Here is a 24,293-nt window from a genome sequence, read left to right on the forward strand (position 1 = left end):
CTAGGCGATCTCGCGGGCGTCGCGGTAGCGGTAGAGCAACAGCATCAGTGGCGCGAACGGCCGTAACAGCGCATGCGCGGGGATCGTCACCGGCTCGGTGAACGGGAGTGCCAACTCGCCTGCCGGCACGCCGCGCACGGCCTTTGCGAGCTCGGCCCCGAGCGGGATCGTGAGCGCCACCGCGCGGCCGTTGCAGCCGGTCCAGCCATAGGCGTCTGGGCCCAGCCGATGAATGCGCGGCATGTAGTCGGTGGTCATGCCGACATAGCCGTTCCAGACATAGTCGAACCGGACCTCGCCGATCTGCGGCCACAGCCGCTGCAGGCGCTCGGCGACGCGCGCCTTTAGCCGCTCCGCCTTGTTGCCCGGACCGATCACGGCGCCACCGGTGACCAGGCGATTGCGCGCGTCATAGCGGGCGAAATACAGCTCGCCATGCGTGTCCGACATCGCCTGCCGATCGGGAATGATCGTCTTGCGCACATTGTCCGACAGCGGCTGCGTCGCCATCTGCCACGACAGCACCGGCATCACCTCATGCGCGATGTCAGGCGCCAGCGCCTTGGAGAACTCGCCGCTATAGGCATTGCTCGCGAGCACCAGCGCGCGCGCCGACAGCTCGCCTTGCGCCGTGCGGACCACCCAGCGGTCACCCTGGCGTTTGAAATCAATCACGGGCGAGCGCGCGTAGATGCGACCATCAAGGCTGAGTACCGTCCGCGCAAGGCCACGCGCCAAGGCCAATGGATTGATGTGCCCGCCGGTCTTGTTCCAGAAACCGCCATGCCAGGCGTCCGAGCCGAGCATCTCGCGCGCCTGATCGCGCGACAGCAGCTCGACTTGGGCGCCGAACTTCGACCACTGCTTGAAGCGTCGCTCGGCGATCTTGATGCGCCCCGGCGTATGCACCGGCTGCACCCAGCCGGCCTGCTCGTGCTCGGCGTCGATGTTGTAGCGCCTGACGGTGTCGAACAGCGTGGACGCGCTGTCGCGCAGCATGGCGACGAAGCGCTCGCCGGCCGCGCCGTGGCGCGCGATCAGATCCTCGGGATCGGGCCGCGACAGCGTCGGGATCACCTGGCCGTTGTTGCGACCCGAAGCCCCCCAACCCGGCTCCATCGCCTCGACGATGGCAACGTCGGTGCCGGACTCGCGCAGGTGCAGCGCCGTCGACAGGCCGGTGAAGCCGCCGCCGATGATGACGACGTCGGCCTGAAGGCTGCCCCGCAGCTCCGGCAGATCCGGCCCGGGCGGAGTCTGGGCCGCCCACAGCGACGGAGGCCATTGAACGTGATCGGTGGTCGTGCTCATCGCAACAGCTCATTTCTGCTGATCGATATCCCGCGCGGAGATCGATCTTGCCTTGCATTACCCGCCCGGCTGCGCCGGTTGCGGCGCATGGGTCGATTGGGCATAGTTCGGCCGCCAATATGCCAAGTTCGCTGCAAGGAGACAAACGCGTGGCCCTCAAGAATGTCATCGGTATCGATCACGCTGTCGTCGTGGTGAAGGAGCTCGACGCGGCCGCCGAGACCTGGAAGCGGCTCGGCTTCACGCTGTCGCCCCGCGGCACCCACAGCGCCAAGATGGGCTCGGGCAATTATACCATCATGCTCGATCCCGATTACATCGAGCTGCTCGGCATCCTCGCCGAGACCGACCACAACGTGCCGACGCGCAACTTCATCGCCCAGCGCGGCGAAGGCATCGAGCGCATCGCTTTTACGGCCATCGATTCGGCTGCCGGCGCCGAGGAGATCCGTGCCAAGGGTTTCGAGCCGATCGGCCCGATCGACTTCGAGCGCCCGGTGCCGCTGCCTGACGGCACGATCTCTGCCGCCAAATTCCGCGTGTTTCAGTGGCCCGTCGCCGAGGCCCCTGGCGGCCTGCGTATCTTCGCCTGCCAGCACAAGACGCGCGAGACCGTGTGGATTCCGGAACTGATGAGCCATGCAAACGCAGCCAAGCAGCTCAAGCAGGCGCTGATCGTCACGCCCGACCCGGCCAAGGACGCCGCGCATCTGTCGCGCCTGATCGACCGTGACGGCCGCAGCGAGAGCGACGGCGCCGTGACCGTCGCCTCCGGTGGTGACCGCGCCGATTTCGTGTTCCTGACCCGGGAGCAGCTGGCGGCGCGCTATCCCAGCGTGTCGCTCGCCGGCCTGCCTGAGCGCGGCGGCGCCGGCCTCGTGCTGGCCTCGCATGATCTGGCGAAGACTGAGACAGCGCTCGGCACGGCGGGCGTGCGCAGCGGCGCGAGCATCGTCGTGCCGCCGGCATTCGCGACGGGAACGCTGCTCGCCTTCGTGGCCGGCTAAAACGTTGAAAACTCGCGGCCGCGCCAAACGCGGCCGCGACGTCACTCGGCCGGCTGGAACATCGCCGGCCGGCCGCGCTGGCTATCGAGCCAGCCCACCAGTTTATCCATCAACCCGCCGCTCGACTCCGACGGCTGCGCCGACGACACGAACGGATCGCAATGGCACTTCGCGCCCGCTGCGCGCGACATTTTCGCCACCGCTTCCGTCATCGCCGGCGCGCCGCAGGTGTAGACGACGTCATTCGGCGTCAGCTCCGGCATGTGCTCAGTGGGACGGCCGCTGCGAATCGCCGGCGACACGTTCTGCGGCTCCGAGACGATCGGGATGATCTTCACGTTCGGAAAGCGCGCCAGCCGGCACAGCGCCTGGTGCATGTAGAACGACTGCAAGGTCCGCGACACGACGATGAAGACGATCTCGCGCTTCGGATTCTCCGTGATCGCGGCAACCGCGATCGCCCACATCGGCGCAAAGCCGGTGCCGCTCGCAACCAGGATGATGCGGCCGCGATGCTTCTGCCGGAAGAACGCGGTGCCGAGTGGCGCCGTCAGCTTGACGCGATGACCGACCTGGATGTCGCGGCCGAGCGCCGATGACACCAGGCCATCCTTCAGGATGCGGATGTGCAGATACAGCAGGTGGCTGTCGGGCGCGCCGACCATCGGATAGGTCGGGCTGTAGCAGCGTGTCGGGAAGCCGCGATACTGCACCTTGGCATATTGACCCGGGAAGAAGCGCAGCGGCTTTGGCATCTCGATGGTGACGCCGACGACGTCGGGCGCCAGCCGCACGAGATCGCCGACCTCGCAGTTCATCGTCACGGTGTCCGGCACCGGCTCGGTGATGATCTTGAGATCGGACACCACGCGCGCCTGGCACGCATGCGCCATGTCGCCTTCCATTCCGCCGAACAGCTTGCCGTCGACGACCGTCACCTTGCACGAGCCACAGATTCCGCTGCGGCAGTCATGAGGCAGATCCACGCCGCTATTGATGGCGCCGTCGAGCAGGATATCGCCCACATTCGCGTAGAACGTTTCCCTGTTGTACTGGATCTTGCAAATCTTACCCATCACTGCACCTCAAGTCGCATCGGCCGGATCTGCCTCGTATGTCGGATCTGGGTGTGGTCGAACGCAGCGACTCGCATGAAGACACCGTTCTTGATCGGGACGTCGTACTTGCTTTTCGTGTCCAATTTGCGGGCAATCTCGAGAGTCCAATGGCCCGCCGCCCAACGCGCCGCACAGCGGATGTCGGCACGATCTCCTGTGAACTCGCCACTGACGAGCACACCCGGCACGACCGTCCCGATCGGCGTCTGCGCGTCGGCTTCCGCGGAATAAGGCACCGATTCCGCTTCCGTCATGAACCAGCGCGATCCCTCGCTCTCGCCGATGTTGGGGTCGAGATTGATCTCGCCCATCGCCGCGGTCATCGCCGCGACGTCCTTCGGCAGACGCTTCGGCCTGACGCCGCGATTTCCGAGCCGGGCCGCCTCCCTGTCGAGCACGAAATTGTCCGTGTAGTTCGCGGTGCCGGGATCGGCGGCGAATCCCCCCTTGTAAGGCGCGAGACCCTTGATCTGATCCGGCGTCGGCTCGGCCGGCGGGCCGAAATGATTGTCGTCCATCCATCCCGTCGGACCGCCGCTGGTCGCCTTCCACAGCCACGCATCGGCGTAGAGATTCGGCGCAGGCGTGTAGTGAATGCCGCGTCCCGACAGCGTCGCAGGCTTGTCCGGCATCGGCTGCGAGCTCATATGGAATGTTCGGTCAGCGGCCAGAGTGATCGGCAGGGTCGTGAACAGCAATGAGAACTTGTCTTCGTTGTAGTCGTTCTCGTCGCCCTTCTCGAAGCCGTTGTGCAGCAGGTGCCAGCCGTCGGCCTTCTTGATCAGCGGCAGCTGCTTCAACGAGCGCGTCGGGTCTTCCCAGATCACGAGGAAGTAGACCCAGGTGCCGTCATGCGCCGCCTTGATCCAGACGCGCGATTCGCCGGTTCCGTCGAAATTATCACCCTGATTGGTGGTCACCATGTGCGGCTGGATGTTGCGCCAGACGCGATCGGATGAATCGCCGTCCAGCGTCGGCGCGTCCGAACTCGCGATCCGATAGACCGTCACGGAGTCCTCGGCATAGTAATCCGCGGCGAACATCGCAGAGCCGATCACGATGGCGGCAGCCGTCGCGACCATGAACGGGTTGGCCTGAAAGCTCGGATTTCGACGCCGCGTATTGCCCTTTGCCGGCGGACGCATGCGGCCGGGCGGCGGCATGCGCGGCTCGGGTCGCGCCCGCATCGGCTCTTCCATGCGGCGCGGTGCCGGCATCGGTTCACGCCCAGGCGGTCGCGCAGCGGGTGCAGGTTTCTTCGGTGGCGCCTCCGCTTCCTCCAGCTTCTCGGACTGCTCGACCAGCAAGGTGAGCAGTTCGACGGGATCGAGCTTCGGCGGCGGCGGCGGCAACGGCGCCGGCCGGAAGACGCGATAGAGCTGCATCTTTCCGCCGATGCTGAAATGAACCAGGACGTGCAGCACGACGAAGGCCGGGATCACCCATGTCGCGTACCAGTGGATCATCATGGTGACGTAGCCGGAGGCGACGCCGAAGAACAGCATGCCGCCGGTGACGATGAGCGTTGCCATGGAGATGAAGAGAATCCAGTGCAGCATCACGCTGATCGACCCGAGCCGCGCCGGACGCTTACCCAGCAGGCCCTTGAATCGCATCTTGTCGATGGTGACACGACGGCCGAGGCCGGATTTGGCGATGTAGATCATGTAGGCGACCGCAACGCTTGCGAGCACCACGCCGGCCGGCATGTGCCAGGTCCAGGTCCGGTGCCGCGGCAACAGCCAGTCGAGATTGTTGGCGATCCAGGCGTGGCCGGGTGCTTCGGTCGCCATGCGCAGGCCGGTCAGGAACGCGATCACCGTGGCGGCGACCAGGGTCCAGTGCAGGATGATCGTTCCATAGTCGGTCTTTCGAATCTTCATGCGTGCGCCTCCAGAGCTGCGCGCACGCTATCGGCGCGATACACCGCCGATCCGGCGACCAGATTTCGCTTCAGCGGGGCCGTTCGGCGCAGGATCGTCGCAGACGCCCCCCTGCAGACCGTTCCTCGACCCGATTTCATTCCCGCATCACGCGTCGTGGTGGTGATGTAGTCCAGCAACGTGTCGTCCCCCGGATACTCTTACTGTGAGCAACTTCATCTGATTTATGCCGACTGCGCCCCTCGGCTTGGTGGTCGTTGCCCCGCTACGTTTGGGAGTGATCGGTTGGATCACGCCTCGCTCTGATCAGTTGTTGCGGGCCGAGCCGGTGACGAGTTGCTCGGATCGCACGCGAACTGGCCCTCTTGTTCCTCCCTGCTCTTGTTCGAACGTGGTCTTCAGACCGTCTGCCGGATCCAGGGCGGCCGCACGTTCGTTGACAGAACGCGCCGCTGGCCCCGAATGCACATCGAACTAATTGCAACCGACTTGATGGTGCGCGGAACCCGCCTTTCCAGTGTTGCCGCGTCCATCATGATCGTCCTCCGCACCGCTATCGAGTCCTGCATCGATCGAGATGACAATGCCTGTGCGTTGCACCGCAGGAAGATTTATTCGGCTTCGTGGCGTCATTCGGCCCGGACGACGACCAATGAGTGCGGAACGAAGGTGATAGACAGACGAATGTGTGACGCGCGCGCTGCATGCGTGTTCGTCCTGCCGCTGCAACTATCGATGATCGCGATCGGATTTGCCGCGGAGCTGATCGCGCCGAGCAATGCCGCAATCTCTTCCCGCGAGTTAGTTGCATCTGGCAGATGATGGCGTAGCCACCCGCGCTGCTGCGACAGATTTGCCCATGCGTCGCATTGTTGCCGGAAAATCGTCGGCATCGGCTGTCAAGAGCGCTTGGTGAAGCACTGCCTTTGGGAGACGCGCCTGGATGAGTCTGGCTCAAGACCGCCCGAGAATGAAAGCCGCGGCTGCCATCACTGACCTTCTCTCGGGAAGCGATGACCCGGTGACGCGCGGATTGCGCCAGGCCGTGAAGCGCATGGCGGGCATCGGCGTGTTCAGCGGCGTCATCAACGTCCTGATGCTCTCGGGTTCCGTCTACATGATGCAGGTCAACGACCGCGTCGTCCCGAGCAAAAACCTGGCGACGCTCATCGGCCTCTCCGTGATGATTCTCGTCGTCTACCTGATCCAGGGCTATTTCGACGCGCTGCGCACCCGCATGCTGTGCCGGGTTGCAACCGTGTTCGATGCGAGCCTGCAAGACGCCATTCATCACGCCTTGGCCACGCTGCCCCTGCGCGGAACCAAGCCGATGATGATGCAGCAGCCGCTGCGCGATCTCGATCAGTTGCGCGCCTTCATGTCCAGCATGGGACCGACGGCTTTCCTCGACATGCCCTGGATCCCGATCTTCCTGATCGGCATGTTCCTGTTCCATCCATTGATCGGCATCACCGCGATCATCGGCACGGTGGCGATCATCGGCATGACCCTGGTGACCGATCGCCTGGCGCGTCAGGCCAGCAGATCGGCGAGCGACACCAGCGCCGCGCGCCAGGTTCTCGCCGATGCCACGCAGCGCAATGCCGAGGTGATTCGCGCGCTCGGCATGCTCGACCGCTTTTCGGCGCGCTGGAATGCCGTCAACGAGAAGTATCTGAAGGACAACATCCGCGCGAGCGACGTCTATGCCAATCTCGGCGCCGCTGCGAAGGTCCTGCGCTTCATCCTTCAGTCAGGCATGCTCGGAATCGGCGCGGCCCTGGTCGTCTCCGAGCAGGCCTCCGGCGGCGTCATGATGGCTTCGTCGATCCTCATGGGCCGCGCCCTCGCGCCGATCGAGATCGCGCTCGGCAGCTGGAAGCAACTGGTCGCCGCGCGCCAGGGCATCACGCGCCTGCGCGACATCTGCCGGGCGACCGCAAAGCCCGAAGCGCCGCCGGTCGCCTTGCCACGTCCGTACCGCGAACTGACGGTGCAGGAGCTCACGGTCGCGGCCCCCGGCACGGATCGGCCGATCGTTCAGAACGTGTCGTTCTCGATCAAGGCAGGCACGGGCCTCGCGTTGCTCGGCGCGAGCGCCTCGGGCAAGACGTCGTTGTCGAAGGCGCTGGTCGGAATCTGGCCCGCGCTGCAGGGCACCGTTCGCCTCGATGGTGCGGCGCTCGATCAATGGAGCAACGAGGATCTCGGCCGCCACATCGGCTATCTGCCGCAGGATGTCGCGCTGTTCGACGGCAGCATTGCCGACAACATCTGCCGCTTCGACGAGAATGCCAATTCCGATGCCATTCTGAAGGCTGCGCAGATCGCCGGCGTGCACGACATCATCCTGCGGCTGCCGGAGGGCTACGCGACGCGAATCGGTCAGGGCGGCATGTCGTTGTCGGCCGGTCAGCGTCAGCGGGTCGGTCTGGCGCGTGCCGTATACGGCGACCCCTTCCTCATCGTGCTCGACGAACCCAACGCGAATCTGGACACCGACGGCGAAAACGCGCTGAGCCGCGCCATTCAGATCATGCGGCAGCAGAACCAGAGCATCGTCATCGTGATCTCGCATCGCCCGAGCGCGCTGAACGCGCTCAACATGGCGCTCGTCCTCTATGAGGGCAAGGCGATCGCATTCGGCCCCTGCCAGGAGATCTTCGCCCGTGTCGCCGGCGTCAAGCCTCCGGCCGGCCCCGCCGTTGCGCACGCCGCCGCGGCGCCCAGGGTTGCCGCTCCAGCAGCGGCACAAAATCCGAACGCCCGAATGCTTCGTCGCGCGGCCCCAGCAGAAAGCGCTTGATCAATGAAACACATCAACGACTTCAGGCCCTTCGATGACCAGAACTATGTGCGGCCGAAGACCCGCGCCGTCGGCCCGCAGGGTGATGCGCTGATTCTCGAGCTGCAGCGGCTGCAGGGCGCATTCGATGACGGCTCGGAGGCGGATCCGCGTGATCGCCGCAATGCGCGTGACGGCGCAAAGAAGCGTCGGCGTACGCCGCCGCAGCAGACGCGCGCCAAGCCGCGCAAGAAAAAGGGCAGCACGATGGGGCGCGCGCTCGACGCGTCGCTCTCGCTGTTCGGCCTCGGCGCGACCCCTCCCCGAGCGCGGCGCGGCGAGGGCATTCGCGAGATGGAGTGGCAGTCGCCCGCACCGACGCGCTCCTACGAGCCGGAGTTGTCGCCACCTTCACGGCAGCCTGCCGGACGGCTGCCAGCCCACAATGCACCGGTTCTGGATCTCAGAGACGCACGCCGGGATCCCGACTTCGGCGGCGCGACAGCACGGACGATGGGACAACAGAACCTCCCCGCCCGCATGATGAATGCGCCTGCCGTGTCGCAGACCCGGACCGGGCGGCTGGTGAACACGGCCGGCACCGCGCTCACCACCGGAATGACGTTCATCGCCGCCCAGGGAACGGCGGCCGATCTCGACGACGATTCGGACGAGTCGCTCGTTCCACGCGTCGGCCGCATGTTCGAGAACGAACTGCGCCTCGGCCTGCGCGTGCTGCTCGTGTTCGGCGTGCTCGTCGGCGGCTGGCTGACGCTGGTGCCGCTCGCGGGCGCGATCGTCGTGCCCGGCAATCTCGTGGTGCAGTCCAACGTGAAGGCGATCCAGCATCCGACCGGCGGCATCGTCGCGGAGATCAAGGTCGACAACGGCAAGCGCGTCGCCGCCGGTGATCTTCTCGTGCGGCTCGACGCGACCCAAAGTCAGGCCCAGTTGCAGTCGATCACCAAGCAGCTGAACGAGCAGCGCGCCAAGATCGCGCGGCTGTCGGCCGAGCGGGATGGTCTGGAGCAGCCGGAGTATCCGGCCACGCTGACGTCACGTCCCGACGATCCCCATGTCCGCGCGGTGATTGCCTCGGAAAACGCGCTGTTCAAGGCCCGTGCGATCACGCGCAAGAGCCAGAAGGACCTGCTGCAGGGACGCATCGTCCAGCTCAACAACGAGATCAGCGGCATGGAGTCCCAGCTGGAGTCGAAGAACAAGCAGATCGACCTGATCAAGGGCGAACTCGCCGGCGTGCAGGATCTCTACGACAAGCGCCTCGTGCCGTTGACGCGACTGACGACGCTGCAGCGCGAGGCCGCGCGCATCGATGGCGAACGCGGCCAGCTGGTGTCCAGCGTCGCCGAGACCAGGTCCAAGATCAGCGAAGCCGAGTTGCAGACCGTCAAGATCGATCAGGACTTCCGCAGCGAGGTCGTCAAGGATCTCGGCGAAGCTCAAGCCAAGGAAGGCGATCTGGTCGAGAAGGGCGTCGCCGCACGCGATCAGCTCGACCGCATCGAGATGCGTGCGCCCAATTCCGGCACCATCCACCAGCTCGCCGTTCACACCATCGGTGGCGTCATCAAGCCCGGCGAGACGGTGATGGAGTTGGTGCCCGACTCCGACGAGTTGCAGGTCGAAGCGCATGTCCAGCCCAAGGACATCGACCATGTCCACACCGGCCAGGATGCGATGGTCCGCTTCAATGCGTTCAACCAGCGCACCACGCCGCAGCTCAATGGCCAGGTGTCGTTCGTGTCACCCGACATCACCAACGACCAGCGGTCGGGCTCGACCTACTACACGGTCCGGATCACGTTGTCAGACGAGGAGCGGAAGCGGCTCGGCAACCTCAATCTGATGCCGGGCATGCAGGCCGAGGTCTTCGTCCAGACCGGCAGCCGTACGATGCTCAGCTATCTGATGAAGCCGGTACTCGATCAATGGCGCCGCGCCTTCGTGGAGTAGGAGGTTCGACACATCGCGGTCTGCGAGATCTTCAACGCAAAGCGCAGACCGCAGCCGCGATATCAGCATGAACGTCGCAAGCTTTCCCCGCACCTCCGATCCCGCGATGGTGCCCCTGGCTGCGCGAGCGCCGGACGCCGGGCCAAGCGTCACGCCCGAGGCTGCCGATCGCCTGGAAACGCCCCGGCTATCGCCGCCTTCGGCGCTGCCGACCCAGGAGGGGCCACGGGGGCTTCGCTTCGACTTCAATGATGGCTGCCGCGTCATGCTGCCGGACAACGGACAGCCCTGGCGCGTGCGGATGAGCGATCTCGAGACGGCCAACCTGCTGTTCGACATCGACCTGCGGTCCGGACACGTCAATAGTGCCAAGCGCTATTTCATTCCGTTCAGGCTGGAAGTCTGGTCCGGATCCGAACGCCTGCTGTGCCACGATTACGACGCCACCGACCGTGACGTGCTGATCCAGTTTCCGGTCGGCACCATCGGCGACGTGATCGGCTGGATGAGCTACGCGGTGAAGTTCAAGGAGCAGCACTCCTGCCGCCTCAGCTGCGCGCTGGGCGAAGCGTTGATCCCGCTGTTCGCTGCCGCCTATCCGGACATCACCTTCATTGCGCCCGATGCAATCCAGGCCGAGCGATACTACGCCACCTACTCCGTCGCCCTGTTCTTCGACGACGCCCAGTCGGTCTACCAGCCCTGCGATTTCCGGCAGGTCGGCCTGCATCGCACGGCCGCCTATATCCTCGGCGTCGATCCTGCCGAACGGCCGCCGCGCGTGGCGCTCGACGACGACAGCCGGCCGATCGAAGCGCCCTATGTCTGTATCGCCGTGCAGGCCACGACCGGCTGCAAGCACTGGAACAATCCCGGCGGCTGGGACCGAATCGTCTCCTTCCTCAAACAGACCGGCTATCGCGTGGTTTGCATCGACCAGCACGCCAGCCGCCACCACGGTGCGTTCCGGACACAGATTCCCGCCGAGGCCGAGGATCAGACTGGCGACCGGCCGCTGCCCGAGCGCGCGCGCTGGCTCAAGCATGCCGCCTTCTTCGTCGGCCTCTCCTCCGGCCTGTCGTGGCTCGCCTGGGCGGTCGGCACGCCGGTGGCGCTGATCAGCGGCTTCACCCATCCGATCAACGAATTCGCAACGCCCTACCGCGTCATCAACCATCATGTTTGCAATGGCTGCTGGAATGACGGCCGTCATCGCTTCGACCATCAGGACTTCTTCTGGTGCCCGCGCTGGAAGGGCACGCCCCGACAGTTCGAATGCACCCGCCTGATCACCGCTGACCATGTCGAAGGCGTGCTGCGGCGGATTCCCGGCTTCGGAGAAGGACTGCCGCCCCAAACGGAAGCGTCTTCCCATCCGGCGGCCGCCGAGCCGCATCAGCCCCCTGAGTTTCCAGACGGGCGGCCGGAGCATGACCAGCCGATCGCCTTGTCGTCCCTGCTGGCGCGCCGGACCGGCGACGTGCCAAGCGGCGGCCTCGCCGTCGGCGTGACGGTCGCCGCCGGCCGATTGTTGGATCAGGCGACTGCTCGGATCGCGGCAGGAGACCAGGCAGCCACCGCCGGTGATCTCCCGACGGCGCTGCAGAACTACAAGGACAGCATCGCGATCGTCAGGCATCTGACCACAGCCGATCCTGACAATGCCGGCTTTCAACGCAACCTGTCGATTGCCTTGAACAGGATCGGCGCGGTCCTGTTCGTTCAGCGAAATCTCGAGGCTGCACATGCCGCCTACTCCGCGAGCCTGGCGATCATTCGGAAGCTCACGGCCGCGCATCGCGGCAATCTCATATTTCACCGCGATCTTGCCTGGGGCCATGCTCTGTTGGCCGACGTGCTCGCCGCCCAGGACCGCCATGCCGAGGCCTTCGAGCAGCGACGCGCCAACACCGCGCTGATGACACATCTCTCCAACATCGCAGCCAACGATCCGTCGCTGCCGCAGGCGCTGGCCACGTCCTACCAGAGCCTCGGAGATGCCTTCGTTCCTCTCGGCAATATCGATGGCGCGCTCGCCGTCTACCGCATCAGCCTCGGCCTCACCAAGCGCGGGCTCGACGCCAACACGCAGGATCCTGGCTGGAACCAGTTGTACACCAGCCTGCTCCAGAAGATCCGTGCCGCGCTGATTGCGCAGCGCCAGGCCGCTCCGCAGTCCTGAGCAGTCGGCCGGCGCGTTCTTCCGGGCGACTTCGGCCTTCCGTACCCGGACACGTTTCTTTCGGAGCGTGGGTCTAGTCTCTCGGAGAGCGGGTCGAACCGAACGTCAGCCAAATCTCCTGACGCGTTTTCGAACGCACGCCGCATCCCCTGCAACCCATTCGCAGGAAAGCCCCGGCGCTGGCGGGATCGCGGCGGCATGTTGACGAGAAGATGCAATTCGCGTCAGATGGCCGCACCTGCATTTGTTGCTTGCCACTGAAATTCAATCACTTGGCAGCTCGGATGGCGAAGCGTTCACAGCTTCGCGATGCCCGAACAACAACATAATTGCGGACTCCCCCACGCCAGTTTTGGCCCGATTGCTGCGACCAAATAGCGCAGCTGCGACAAATCAGCGCGCGACAGCTTGGCGCATTCGCGCAAGCGCGAGTCGACCGCGCGGCGTGCTGCGGCGGGGCCGATGCATCCGCATCGCCCGGCCAGTTTCGGTAACGGCCCCTCGGCGGGGCGCCGGATGAACTTGGGGAGAGATGATCGATGGCGAACAACACCTTCAATCCGACGGCGCTGGCCAACGGAACGTCGAACCTGCTGGTGCGCGCATCCGCGCTCAACATGTCGACGGACCTCGTCCAGGCCGGCGTGGTGTTCAACGATGCCGTCCGCGCCTCGCTCGGACTGTTCACCCAGGCGGGCAGCGGCAACTCCAATCCCTTCCTCGGCAGCTACACCACCGATCTGCACGCCGTGCAGAACGACATTGCCGCGATGCTCGCCAATGCCGGGCAGGTGACGCTGGGCGGCCAGACGTTCACGCTGAACGCGACCGACACGGCCGTGCTCACCAACGTGCAGGCGCAGCTCTCGACGCTGATCACGGCCGCCGGGCAGACCACCAACGCGGCGACGATCACGGCCGCGGACCAGACGCTGCACGCCGTGCAGCAGGAGATCCTTCAGGAGATCAATGGCGATGCGCATCTCTCGGGCGCGCTGAACGGAGTCAATTTCCTTGCCAACACCGGCGGCCAGGACGTCGCCTTCCAGAACGCGCCGGCCGGAGCTGATGATGCGGCCACGCTGGCGGCTGCGACGGCCGGCAACACGCTCAAGGACGTCGGCCTCGTCTTCAACAAGGTGGTCGATCTCGCCTCCGGCGGCATCCACACCGGCAATTTGCAGGAGATCACCACGGACCTCACCGCGATCTCGCAGGGGCTGACCAACATCCTGAACAACAAGACCCAGCTTGCGCAGATCGAGAATGGCGAGACCGCGAATGCGGCGGCGCTGACCACGATCCATCTGCAGACGGTGCTCGGACAGGTCAATCTCGAGCTCACCCAATATGCCAAGGCCGAGACCACCGGCAATCAGGCGGCGTTGCGCGGCACCGCGGACAATCTGCTGGACTCCATCGACATCATCCAGGGTGACACCAATCTGAACATGGCCGCGGGCGGCAACGGCACGCCGGGCCATGCCGGCGGCTTCGCCGAGGATCCGGGCGGGCTGACCGGGACGGTCACCAAGTTCCAGGACAACCAGGCGCAAACGAACTTCTGGGCAGCCTTCCTGGCGGAGGCCAACACCATCAATGCGACGCTGCAGAAGATCTCGACCGGCGGCGCGCAAGCCAGCGCGGCACTGGTCTCGCAGATCCAGAACTATCAGCAGTTCGGCGCCAATTTCGATGCGGCGCAGGGGGCCGTGTTCCGCGGCCGCTTCGACAATGAGTTGCTGAGCGGCACGCTCGAGGCCGACTCGGCGGCGGCGGTGAAGGGCCTGCAGGGCATCTTGAACGGCGACACGGGCGCGGCCCTCGCGGCCGACAAGGCGATGCTCGCAGCGGCTGGCCAAGGCTTTGCGGCCGACGCCATGGATGTCTCAGGCAACAACATCGCCATCGGCGGCGCGACCTATGTCGGCTCGGCAACGACGGTGTCGACCGCCACCTCCGTGCACGGCCTCGCCCAGGGTACGATCCCGGTGACGGCGACGCCCAACATCGCCAATGGCACGGGCGGAACCACAACGACGCCACCGAGCACGGGCGGCGGAGGGACGGGCACCGGCGGAATGCACACCACACCGGTGAACTTCAGCCCCACCGCGCTCGCCAACGGCACCTCGAACCTCTTGACCCGCGCGACCGCGATCCAGCATTCGACCGATCTGGTGCAGGCCGGCGTCGTTTTCAACGACGCGGTGCGCGCCTCGCTCGGTCTGTTCAGCCTCGCCAACAGCGGCAACTCACCCGCTTTCCTGACGAGCTATCAGGCCGACATCACGGCGGTGCAGACCGACATCGCGGCGATGCTCGCCAATCCGGGCCAGGTCACCCTCGGCGGCAAGACGTTTGCGCTGAATGCCACCGATACGGCAGTTCTCACCAATGTCGAGGGCCAGCTCGGCACCCTGCTCCAGGCCGCGGGTCAATTCGCCAACGCGACCACGCATTCCGCCGCAAGCCAGACGATCCATGCCCTGCAGCAGGAGATCCTGGGTGAGATCCATAACGACGCGCATCTGGCCAACGCACTCAACAACGTGCCCTTCCTCGCCAATACCGGCGGCCAGGACGTCGCGTTCCAGGCCTCGCCGGCGGGCGCAGACGATCCGGCAAGCCTTGCGGCCGCGACAGCCGGCAACAGCCTGAAGGATGTCGGGCTCGTGTTCAACAAGGCTGTCGAACTCGCGTCCGGCGGCATCAACACCGGAAATGTCCAGGAGGTTCACACCGACCTCACGGCGGTCGCAAGCGGCCTGACGGCCATCCTCAACAACCAGACTCAGCTCGCGCAGATCGAGGCCGGCGAAACCGCGAACGCAGCGGCGCTGACGACGATCCATCTGCAGACGGCGCTCGGACAGATCAACCTGCAGCTCAACAAGTATGATCAGGCGGCGACCACCGGAAATCAGGCCGCTCTCCGCGGCACCGCCGACAATCTGCTCGACATCATCGACATCGTTCAGGGCGACACCAACCTCAACGTGGCCGCAGGCGGCAACGGCAATGCGGGTCATGCCGGCGGTTTCGCCGAGGATCCCGGTGGATTGACCGGCACCGTGACCAGGTTCCAGGACAACCAGGCGCAGACGAACTTCTGGGCGGCCTTCCTGGCGGAGGCCAACACCATCAACGCCACGCTGCAGAAGATCTCGACCGGCGGGGCCCAGGCCAGTGCCGCGCTGATCACGCAGATCCAGAACTACCAGCAGTTCGGCGCCAATTTCGATGCCGCGCAGGGCGCCGTCTTCCAGGGCCGCTTCGACAATGAGCTGCTCAGCGGCACGCTCGAGGCCGACACGGCGGCGGCGGTGAAGGGTCTGCAAGGCATCCTCAACGGCGACACTGGCGCGGCGCTTGCCGCCGACAAGGCGATGATCGCGGCAGCCGGCCAAGGCTTCGCGGCCGACGCGATGGATGTGTCCGGCAACAACATCCCCGTCAATGGCGGCACCTATGTCGGCACCGCAACGACGGTCTCAACGGCGACGTCGATCAAGGGCACCGCGCAAGGCACGATCCCCGTCACGGCCACACCGAACCTCGCAAATGGCACCGGCGGCACCGCGGCAGCAGGCACCAGCACGGCTGGAAGCGCGGGAGGAGGTGCTGCGACCGGACATGGCGGCTCGGCTGCAGGTGGCACGGCTGGCGCGTCGTCGGGCGGCACCACCGCAGCAAACAACGGCAGCGCTGCCGCGCATTCCTGTGAGCATCAGCATCATCATGATCACAGCGCAGGAGCCCATACGAGCCAGGCCGCGGCCGCAGCGCCCGATATGTCGCAGCATCACGCGCTCTATCACATGTGGCACTGAGGGCCGTCACGGATGGCACGCCTCGCCCACATCCGCGGCTTCGGATGCACACATCATTCCGCACGAGCCCGAGTCGGCTCGTGTTGGAATAATTCCAAGGAGCGTCCGCGGAACCCTCGTCACATCGGGGCAACTTCTTGTCCGGACCGTGTGTCGTAACGTCGCGCGCAGCCAATGTTGCGGAGATGCCACGACTAAAATCAACGGGTTAGAACGCTTCTACGCGCTGCCGTGACCTCGGTGCGACAGCGGACGCATGCCCGAACAACATCATATTTGAGGACTCCGCGACGCTTCTTTTGGCCCCATTGGAGCAAATAATTCCCAGGTGCTTTGAGGCTGCGACATTTCGCCCGCTCTGCGAAGGAGTGAACGAGACGTCGCCGCCCGATCAACGCCCGCGTGCTGTGACGACGCCAAGCAGCTGACGCCGGGTTGAAACTTGGGGAGATAGTTCTGATGGCAGCCAATACATTCAACCCGACGGCGCTGGCGAATGGCACGTCCAATCTTCTGGTGCGCGCCTCGGCGCTCAACCTGTCGACCGACCTCGTCCAGGCCGGCGTCGTGTTCAACGACGCGGTTCGTATTTCGACCGGCCTGTGGTCGACGCCGCAGAACAGCGGCAACTCCAACCCGTTCCTCGGCAGCTACACCACCGACCTGCATGCCGTGCAGAACGACATCAACGCGATGTTGGCCAATCCCGGCGACGTCACGATCGGCGGCAAGTCGTTCACCCTGAACGCCACCGACACCGCGGTGCTCACCCAGGTCTCGAACGAGATCACGACGCTGATCAACGCGGCGCCGCTGACGACCAACCCGGCGACGCTGGCCGAGGCCGACCAGACCATTCACAACGTGCAGATGCAGATCCTGGCGCAGATCCAGGGTGATGCGCATCTGGCATCGGCGCTTAACAACGTTCAGTTCCTGGCCAACACCGGTGCCATGGACGTGGCGTTTCAGAGCCTTCCTGCCGGCAACGACAGCGCGACCAGTCTTGCCGCGGCCGCAGCCGGCGACCTGACCGCCATCGGCACGGTGTTCAATGCGGTCGCCGACCTCTCGCTGGGCGGCATGAGCGCCAACAACATCAACCAGGTGCAGGCCGACTTCACGGCGATCACGCAGGGCCTTCAGGCGATCCTGAACGATCCGGCGAAGCTCGCCGCGATCGAAGCCGGCCAGACCTCCGTTGCGGCGCAGACGACGACGCTTCATCTCATGACGCTGCTCAGCCAGGCAAACCTGCAGCTGAACAACTACAACGTCGCCGAGACGATGGCCAATCCGACGGCTCTGCGCGGCTCCGCTGACAATATCGTCGACATGATCGACGTGTTCCAGAACGACGAGGCGCTCAACAAAGCGGCGGGCGGCACCGGCGCACCGGGGCACATCGGCGGCTTCTCGGAAATGCCGGGCGGCCTGACCGGAACCGTCACGCGCTTCCAGGACAATCAGGCGCAGACCAATTTCTGGGCCAACTTCCTCGCCGAGGGTAACACGCTGGGTGCGAAGCTCGTCGCGGTCGCCAATGGAACAGGGACGGCATCGCAGGCCCTGATCGACCAGATCACGAACTACCAGAACTTCGGCGCCGCGTTCGACATGGCGCAGGGGGCGGTGTTCAAGGGCCGGTTCGACGACGAGCTCGTCGCCGGAGCTCTGCAGTCCGACACCATCATGGCCACGAAGGCCCTGATGGGCATCATGAACGGCGACACGGGTGCCGCCCTGGCGACCGATCAGGCGATGCTGAAGGCTGCCGCTGCGAACTACATCGGCAACGCCGGCGACATCGCCGGCAACAACATCGCGATCGGCGGATCGGACTATGTCACCTCGGCAACGAGCTTCGTGACGGCCACTGCGGTGAACGGCATTGCCCAGGGCACCGGTATGCCGGCGGGCGCCAACCCGAACATCGCCAACGGCACCGGCGGTGCGGCCGCTGCTCCGACCACCCCGGCGCCCACGACACCGACGCCGACCACCCCTGCTCCGACGACGCCTGCTCCGACGACTCCGGCCCCCACGACGCCACCGCCGACCACTGGCGGCAACACCAACAACATGCACCACCACCATTGCCATAGCAGCCACCACACGGCAGCGGCCGCAACGGCTAGTACGGCGGCGGCTGCAACGGCGGCGCCCGATATGTCGCATCATCATGCGATGCATCACATGTGGGCCTGACGTCCCAACCACGGCGACCTATCCAAGCCGGCGCAGACCCCCTCGGTCCGCGCCGGCTTCGGTGCGTCCCGCGAGATCCTGCGATTGTCCGCAAGATGCTTTCGCGAACTGCAAGTGACGCGGCCGCGATCGGCTCCGCCGAGCCTCCGTTTCGCTTCATTCCACCACGACAACTCCTTCTGTCGAACACTTCGTAAGTTGTGATCATGAACGAGCCAGCCCTCGCCTTCCGTCCTCGACTCGTGCCGGCATCGACCGACGCCAGCAGGCTACATCCGTCCCCGATCGACGATCGCGCCCTGCAGGTTGCCGAGGAGGCCTACCGCAAGGTGCTCGCGCTTCAGCCGACGCATTTCCGCACCCTGTGCGGTCTTGCCACTGTCCGTCTCCAACTCGGTGACGCCCGGGAGGCCCGAACGCTGCTGGACCGGGCCGCGGACGTGGCGGGCGAGTCGGCAGACCTGCAGTTGACCGTAGGAAAGGCGTTCGCGGCATTGGGCGACCTCGCCAAGGCGACATCGCATTTCGCGCGCGCCGCCGCGCTGGACGACTCGTCGGTCGAACCCCGCCTGCTGCTCGGCGGCGCGCTCTACGGCCTGGGGGATCCCGCGGCGGCCGTCCAGCATCTCGAAGGGGCGCTGTCCATCGACGATGCGAACCCGGATCTGCACCAGGCGCTCGGCCTTGCGCTGCAGCGGCTCGGCCAGTTCGAGAAGGCGGCGTCGCATCACGCCGCGGCGCTTGCGGCAAGGCCGCAATTCGCGGCGGCCGCCAGCAGTCTCGGTGATGCCTGCCGGCAGCTCGGCCGGCATGCGGACGCGATCACTCATTACACTCGCGCTCTCGCGATCGACTCCAACATGCCGACGGTCCTGCTCAATCTCGGCGGCTGTCATCAGGCGCTTGGCGAACGCGATGCCGCCATTCGCCACTTGCAGAGGGCGCTCGCATTGAGCCCGCAACTTGCCGAGGCGCATTACAATCTCGGCAATATTCACCTCGATACTAAGAGCTGGCCGGCGGCGATTTTCCACTACGAGCGCGCGATCGCTCTGCGACCGGACTTTCCCGAAGCGCATAACAATCTCGCCAATGCCCTGGAGTCGTCTGGCCGGCACGAGGGTGCCTTGTCCCACTATGACGAAGCGTTGCGGCTGCGACCGGACTATGCCGTGGCCCACCGCAATCGCGCCGACTCGCTGCGCAACGCGCAGCGGTACGACGAGGCCATCGCCGGATATCAGGCCGCTCTCGCGCACGATCCCCGCGACACCACGACGATGAACCATCTCGCGGGCGTCCTGACGATCGTCGGCCGGATCGAGGACGCAGCGCGTACCTACGAAACCGCCCTCGCCGTCAACCCGCGCAGCATCGGCACGCACCTCAACTACAGCGTGGTCAAGCCGTTCGCCGTCGACGATCCACGCTGGCCGGCGCTGCAGGACCTGGCATCGAGCGCGGAGACGCTCACCGAAGACGCCCGCATCGCGCTACACTTCACCCTTGGCCGCGCCTACGCCGACGTCAGGGACGGCGAACGATCCCTTCTGCACCTCAATGCCGGCAACGGCCTCGAGCGCCGCCGCATCAACTACGATGAGAACCAGGCGCTCCGCCAGATCGAGCGCATTCGGGCGGTGTTCTCCAAGGACGCGATAAGGGCGCGCGCCGGCCACGGCGATGCATCGCAGGCACCGGTCTTCGTGATCGGCATGCCGCGCTCGGGCACCAGCCTGATCGAGCAGATCCTCGCCAGCCATCCGGCGGTCCATGGCGCCGGCGAGATCAATTTCTTCGCGGCCGCCGCGGCGCTCTTTAGCGACCGCACCCGTGGCGACTTCCCGGAGATGCTCGCCAAGCTCGCAGATGCTGACATCTCGACGCTTGCGCGCGCCTATCTCGACCGGTTTCAAAACCTTCCGGCCGAGACGCAGCGCATCGTCGACAAAATGCCGTCGAACTTCCTGTTTGCCGGGCTGATCCATCTCGCGTTGCCGAACGCACGCATCATTCACGTCCGGCGCAATCCGATCGACACCTGCCTGTCCTGCTACACTCAGCTTTTCGCCGAACCGCAGCCCTTCGCCTATGACCTCGCCGAGCTCGGACGCTACTACCGGGCCTACGAGGCGCTGATGAAGCACTGGCGCGATGTCTTGCCGGACGGCGTCATGCTCGAAGTCACGTACGAGGATGTCGTGCGCGACTTCGAGCCGCACGCGCGCAAGATCGTGGCCCATAGCGGGCTCGAATGGAACGAGGCCTGCCTGTCGTTCCATCAGACCAAGCGTCCGGTCAACACCGCGAGCCTCGTCCAGGTCCGCAAACCGCTGTTCACCGGATCGGTGGGCCGCTGGCGGATGTATGGCGATGGACTGCGGCCTTTGCTCGACGCGCTCGGAACCGAGGCTCTGCGGCCAGCAATCGCGGAGGCCATTGCCGGGACGACGCAGTCTCAGCCGGCAAAGGCGGCCCCGCCCGTGGTGACGTCGCCTGCGGAGGCCCCGCCTCTGTCGTTCGAGACAACCGGAACGCAGCAATCGCTCGCAGATGACGCCGCTGTCGTCGCCAAGAAGCTCCAGGGCCGTGGCGACCACAAGGATGCCGAAGCAATCTTCCGGTTGATCCGCGCAGGCCAGCCGAACCATTTCGGCGCGTTGATAGGCCTCGGCATGATCTGCACCACTGCCAATCGCCTGGATGAGGCCAAGGAGCTTTTCGAGCGCGCGGTCGCGGTCAACGACAAGTCCGCCGAGGCCCATGGCAGCATCGGCGCCGTCGAGGCCTCCGCCGGCCGCTATGACGTTGCGGTGCAGCACTACGAGACGGCCCTCGCGCTGTCGCCGAGTCATCCCGGCATTCTCTATGCCTTTGCGATGGTCCGGCAGAGCCAGGGTCTCGTCGATGAAGCGATGGCCCTGCTCCGCCGCGCAATCGACAACAAGCCGCAGCACCTCGATGCGCATTTCGCGCTCGGCAACCTGCTCTACACGGCAGGTAAGGACATCGAGGCCGCGCGGCATTATCTCAAGGTTCTCGACGTCAGCCCCGAGCACGCCGAGACCCACAACAACATCGCCAACGTGCTGCTGCGCCAGGGCCATCGCGAGCGCGCGGTCGAGCACTACCAGCGCGCGATCGCGAGCCGGCCCGACTACGCCGACGCCTATGGCAATCTCGGCAACGCCTTCCTCGAGCTCAACCGGCTGGAGGAGTCGATCGAGCAGAACCTCCTGGCCATCAAGATCAAGCCGGAGCGGTTCGGCTCCTACAACAATCTCGGCGTCGCCTATCAGGCGCTCGGACGCTTCGAGGAGGCGACCGCGGCGTTCGCCAAGGCGCTCGAGCTGGCGCCCGACGACGCCTCGATCCATCTCAACCTGGCGAACATGAACAAGTTCAAGCCCGATGATCCCAGGCTGACCGGCTTGCGGGGACTGATCGAGCGCATCGACCAGCTCGACCAGGAGAAGCAGATTGCGGCGCACTTCGCGATGGGCAAGGCGCTGTCCGATCTGAAGGACTACGACGCCGCCTTTTCGCATCTGCAGCAGGCGAACACGCTCAAGCGCAAGAGCTTCGACTACGACTCCCATCAGCGGCTCGGCATGATGAAGAACGTCGCCGCGCGCTTCACCCCCGAGTTTTTCCGGTCCGTTGCCGGTCAGGGTGACGACTCCTGGGCGCCGATCTTCATCGTCGGCATGCCGCGCTCCGGAACCACGCTGATGGAACAGGTGCTGGCGAGCCATTCCAAGGTTTTCGGCGCGGGCGAGCTCGAGACCTTCAAGGAACTGGTCGGCGAATGCGCCGGCCGGCAGAAGGTGGCTCCGGAGTACCCCGATCTGATCGCACTCCTGCCGCCGGAGGAGATGACGCGACTGGGGCAGCAGTACACCGCCCGCGTGCGTCCGCTGGCGCCCGAGGCCCAGCATATCGTCGACAAGATGCCGCTGAACTTCCTGTTCGTCGGCCTGATCCATGCCGCGTTCCCGCGCGCCAGGATCATCAACACAAGGCGCGACCCGCTGGACAATTGCATCTCATGCTATCAGCTGCTGTTCACCGGCGCCCAGCCCTTCGCCTATGACCTCACCGAGCTCGGTCACTACTTCCGGGGCTATGAGGGCGTGATGGAGCACTGGCACAAGGTGCTGCCGCCGGGAATCCTGATGGACGTCCAGTACGAGGATCTCGTCGATGACCTCGAAGGCGTCTCCCGCCGCGTGCTCGCGCATTGCGGGCTCGACTGGGAGGAGTCCTGCTTGGATTTCCACCGGACCGAGCGGACCGTGCGCACCGCGAGCCTGATGCAGGTCCGTGAGCCGATCTATCGCCGCTCCATCGGCAGCTGGCGGCGATACGAGAAACATCTCGGACCGCTGCGCGAGGCGCTCGGACTCGATGCCTCTACGCCGGCGCCGGAGAGCGCATGACCGCCGGCAAATAACCGGGTGCTGTTGCCCAGGGATCGGTGACAGGCGCGGCACCCGGCTATCCGGCCGCGCGGCGGAGCGGCTCGATCATTGTGCGTCAGGCTCTTTAAGAAATTATCTTCGTCATATGGTCTCGCCTCGGTTTTACTACGCAGACGACAAACTAATTACACAATCATAGGTTGATTATATGGTGGGTCTGGTTTCTTTGGGCGATTCTCGTTCGCAGTTCGCCCAAACGCACATCGCGCTTCGAGCGAACCACCTCGCCTCCTTCTCATCAGGAGATAGTTCGTCCCGTTAGTTCGGCGTGAGCTGTCCGCGACTCCCGCCGACATGGCGCCTCACCGCACTCCATGCGATGCGCGTTCGCCTCCTGACCACCCGGCCAAACGATGCCATACGGAACCCGGGGATTGCGGCGCGCTCGGTCAATCTTCGACAACACCCTGGTTCGGACCGGGCCTTGTGTCGTCGCCCTCTCCATGCCTACCGCAGCGGGAACCGGCGATCGCGCGGCATCGAGGCGTTGCCATCGGGCCGGGAAAGCAGGGCTGTGATGAAGCGTCAGCAGGTGCTTGACCTGGACGCCAAGGCTTGGTTTGACCCGATTGTCGCCGATCTGGTGCCCCCAACCGGCACGACCCTGCCCCAAACCGTGGAAGATCCCTGGCCATGCGCATCACCCTCGTCGGCTCCCGCCATTTCGGTGTCGCCACACTGAACATGCTGCGCGAGAGAGACATCGAGATCGCCCGCGTGGTCGTGCATGACGGCGAGGACCGGCTTGCAGCCGCAGCGCGCGCGGCCGGGATCGAGGTGGTGGTCCAGGCCAATCCGAAGGTCGTCCCGGCCAGCGAGATCGCTCCCGGCACGGACCTGATCGTCACGGCGCACAGCCATGCCCGCGTGACCCAGGAGGCGGTTGCGGCCGCCCGGCTGGGCGGCATCGGCTACCATCCGTCGCTGCTGCCGCGCCACCGCGGCATCGCGGCGGTGGAGTGGACGATCAAGGAAGGCGACGCGATCGCCGGCGGCACGATCTACCATCTGGCCGACCGCATGGACGCCGGCGCCATCGCCGCCCAGGATTGGTGCTTCGTCAAGAAGGGCGAAACCGCGCGTGAGCTGTGGGAGCGCGCGCTGGCGCCGCTCGGCCTCAAGCTGCTCGGCGACGTCGTCGAATCAGCCAAGGCGACCGGGACGATTCCGGCCAAGCCGCAGGACGAGCAGTTCGCCACCAAGGCGCCCAGCCTGACGCCGCACTGAGCGGCCGATCGCGGCCTCGCATCACATCCTCGACGCCGCCGAGGCCCGCTTTTCGAACGGTCTCACAACGTATGCGCGGGCGAAATCGCGCCTGAGCGCTGTCGGCACAAGGCTGTGACAGCGGTATGTTCATGCGGCACGCGAAGGCACAAAACGTCCACACGGCCGCCCGAATGACTCAAGGCCGGGTTCCGCATTAATCCTTAACAAGCTGAAACTCCTCAATAAAAATCCATTGCGGCGACGCGGCAAATTTTCGTCACAATTCGTCCAAATAAGCTTTG

The 24,293-nt window shown here is 65.3% G+C and carries 13 protein-coding genes; 9 read left to right on the forward strand and 4 right to left on the reverse strand.

The window, feature by feature from the left end:
* On the reverse strand, nucleotides 1-1,311 hold the full coding sequence (locus ACQR1L_RS16405; protein ID WP_434858972.1) for an NAD(P)/FAD-dependent oxidoreductase: 1,311 nt from the start codon (nucleotides 1,309-1,311) through the stop codon (nucleotides 1-3).
* Between the two features lie 149 nt (nucleotides 1,312-1,460).
* On the opposite strand from ACQR1L_RS16405, the gene ACQR1L_RS16410 reads away from it, so the two are divergent.
* Nucleotides 1,461-2,318, forward strand: a complete 858-nt coding sequence (locus ACQR1L_RS16410; RefSeq protein WP_434858973.1) for a VOC family protein — start codon at nucleotides 1,461-1,463, stop codon at nucleotides 2,316-2,318.
* 41 nt (nucleotides 2,319-2,359) lie between these two features.
* Here the strand turns inward: ACQR1L_RS16410 and ACQR1L_RS16415 are convergent, their stop codons facing one another.
* Genes ACQR1L_RS16415 through ACQR1L_RS16425 form a run of 3 tightly spaced genes read right to left on the reverse strand, consistent with a single transcriptional unit; the run spans nucleotide 2,360 to nucleotide 5,498 of the window.
* Nucleotides 2,360-3,394 (reverse strand): 2Fe-2S iron-sulfur cluster-binding protein, encoded by a 1,035-nt coding sequence (locus tag ACQR1L_RS16415; RefSeq protein ID WP_434858974.1) that lies wholly within the window; start codon nucleotides 3,392-3,394, stop codon nucleotides 2,360-2,362.
* On the reverse strand, nucleotides 3,394-5,319 hold the full coding sequence (locus ACQR1L_RS16420; RefSeq protein ID WP_434858975.1) for an ethylbenzene dehydrogenase-related protein: 1,926 nt from the start codon (nucleotides 5,317-5,319) through the stop codon (nucleotides 3,394-3,396). Before ACQR1L_RS16420 ends, ACQR1L_RS16415 begins: the two co-directional genes overlap by 1 nt.
* Nucleotides 5,316-5,498, reverse strand: coding sequence for a hypothetical protein (locus ACQR1L_RS16425; RefSeq protein WP_434858976.1), 183 nt, complete (start codon nucleotides 5,496-5,498; stop codon nucleotides 5,316-5,318). Before ACQR1L_RS16425 ends, ACQR1L_RS16420 begins: the two co-directional genes overlap by 4 nt.
* 283 nt (nucleotides 5,499-5,781) lie before the next feature.
* Here ACQR1L_RS16425 and ACQR1L_RS16430 point away from each other — a divergent pair, with 283 nt between their 5' ends.
* The 8 genes from ACQR1L_RS16430 (at nucleotide 5,782) to ACQR1L_RS16465 (ending at nucleotide 24,009) form a co-directional block, all read left to right on the forward strand.
* Nucleotides 5,782-6,141, forward strand: coding sequence for a hypothetical protein (locus ACQR1L_RS16430; RefSeq protein WP_434858977.1), 360 nt, complete (start codon nucleotides 5,782-5,784; stop codon nucleotides 6,139-6,141).
* A gap of 232 nt (nucleotides 6,142-6,373) precedes the next feature.
* Nucleotides 6,374-8,125 carry a type I secretion system permease/ATPase gene (locus ACQR1L_RS16435; protein WP_434859246.1) on the forward strand — a complete coding sequence of 584 codons (1,752 nt, stop codon included), beginning with the start codon at nucleotides 6,374-6,376 and terminating at the stop codon, nucleotides 8,123-8,125.
* A 3-nt stretch (nucleotides 8,126-8,128) separates the two neighbouring features.
* Nucleotides 8,129-10,078 carry an HlyD family type I secretion periplasmic adaptor subunit gene (locus ACQR1L_RS16440; RefSeq protein ID WP_434858978.1) on the forward strand — a complete coding sequence of 650 codons (1,950 nt, stop codon included), beginning with the start codon at nucleotides 8,129-8,131 and terminating at the stop codon, nucleotides 10,076-10,078.
* A gap of 67 nt (nucleotides 10,079-10,145) precedes the next feature.
* Complete coding sequence (locus ACQR1L_RS16445; protein ID WP_434858979.1) at nucleotides 10,146-12,260, forward strand: autotransporter strand-loop-strand O-heptosyltransferase; 2,115 nt, start codon at nucleotides 10,146-10,148, stop codon at nucleotides 12,258-12,260.
* Between the two features lie 539 nt (nucleotides 12,261-12,799).
* Entirely contained in the window at nucleotides 12,800-16,093 is a 3,294-nt protein-coding gene (locus tag ACQR1L_RS16450) for a beta strand repeat-containing protein (protein WP_434858980.1), read from the forward strand.
* Between the two features lie 459 nt (nucleotides 16,094-16,552).
* A complete protein-coding gene (locus ACQR1L_RS16455) occupies nucleotides 16,553-18,301 on the forward strand; it encodes a hypothetical protein (protein ID WP_434858981.1) in 1,749 nt (582 codons plus the stop codon).
* 206 nt (nucleotides 18,302-18,507) lie between these two features.
* Nucleotides 18,508-22,740, forward strand: a complete 4,233-nt coding sequence (locus ACQR1L_RS16460; protein WP_434858982.1) for a sulfotransferase — start codon at nucleotides 18,508-18,510, stop codon at nucleotides 22,738-22,740.
* Between the two features lie 675 nt (nucleotides 22,741-23,415).
* Nucleotides 23,416-24,009, forward strand: coding sequence for a formyltransferase family protein (locus ACQR1L_RS16465; RefSeq protein WP_434858983.1), 594 nt, complete (start codon nucleotides 23,416-23,418; stop codon nucleotides 24,007-24,009).
* Nucleotides 24,010-24,293 lie beyond the last annotated feature (284 nt).

The organism is Bradyrhizobium sp. HKCCYLR20261 (genome assembly GCF_051168435.1).
Lineage (GTDB): Bacteria > Pseudomonadota > Alphaproteobacteria > Rhizobiales > Xanthobacteraceae > Bradyrhizobium.

Bases quoted from the DNA above. Each gene is read 5' to 3' on its own strand.
- ACQR1L_RS16405 (WP_434858972.1), bottom strand. From the start codon at position 1,311: ATGAGCACGACCACCGATCACGTTCAATGGCCTCCGTCGCTGTGGGCG.
- ACQR1L_RS16415 (WP_434858974.1), bottom strand. From the start codon at position 3,394: ATGGGTAAGATTTGCAAGATCCAGTACAACAGGGAAACGTTCTACGCG.
- ACQR1L_RS16420 (WP_434858975.1), bottom strand. From the start codon at position 5,319: ATGAAGATTCGAAAGACCGACTATGGAACGATCATCCTGCACTGGACC.
- ACQR1L_RS16430 (WP_434858977.1), top strand. From the start codon at position 5,782: ATGCACATCGAACTAATTGCAACCGACTTGATGGTGCGCGGAACCCGC.
- ACQR1L_RS16435 (WP_434859246.1), top strand. From the start codon at position 6,374: ATGGCGGGCATCGGCGTGTTCAGCGGCGTCATCAACGTCCTGATGCTC.
- ACQR1L_RS16440 (WP_434858978.1), top strand. From the start codon at position 8,129: ATGAAACACATCAACGACTTCAGGCCCTTCGATGACCAGAACTATGTG.
- ACQR1L_RS16445 (WP_434858979.1), top strand. From the start codon at position 10,146: ATGAACGTCGCAAGCTTTCCCCGCACCTCCGATCCCGCGATGGTGCCC.
- ACQR1L_RS16450 (WP_434858980.1), top strand. From the start codon at position 12,800: ATGGCGAACAACACCTTCAATCCGACGGCGCTGGCCAACGGAACGTCG.
- ACQR1L_RS16455 (WP_434858981.1), top strand. From the start codon at position 16,553: ATGGCAGCCAATACATTCAACCCGACGGCGCTGGCGAATGGCACGTCC.
- ACQR1L_RS16460 (WP_434858982.1), top strand. From the start codon at position 18,508: ATGAACGAGCCAGCCCTCGCCTTCCGTCCTCGACTCGTGCCGGCATCG.
- ACQR1L_RS16465 (WP_434858983.1), top strand. From the start codon at position 23,416: ATGCGCATCACCCTCGTCGGCTCCCGCCATTTCGGTGTCGCCACACTG.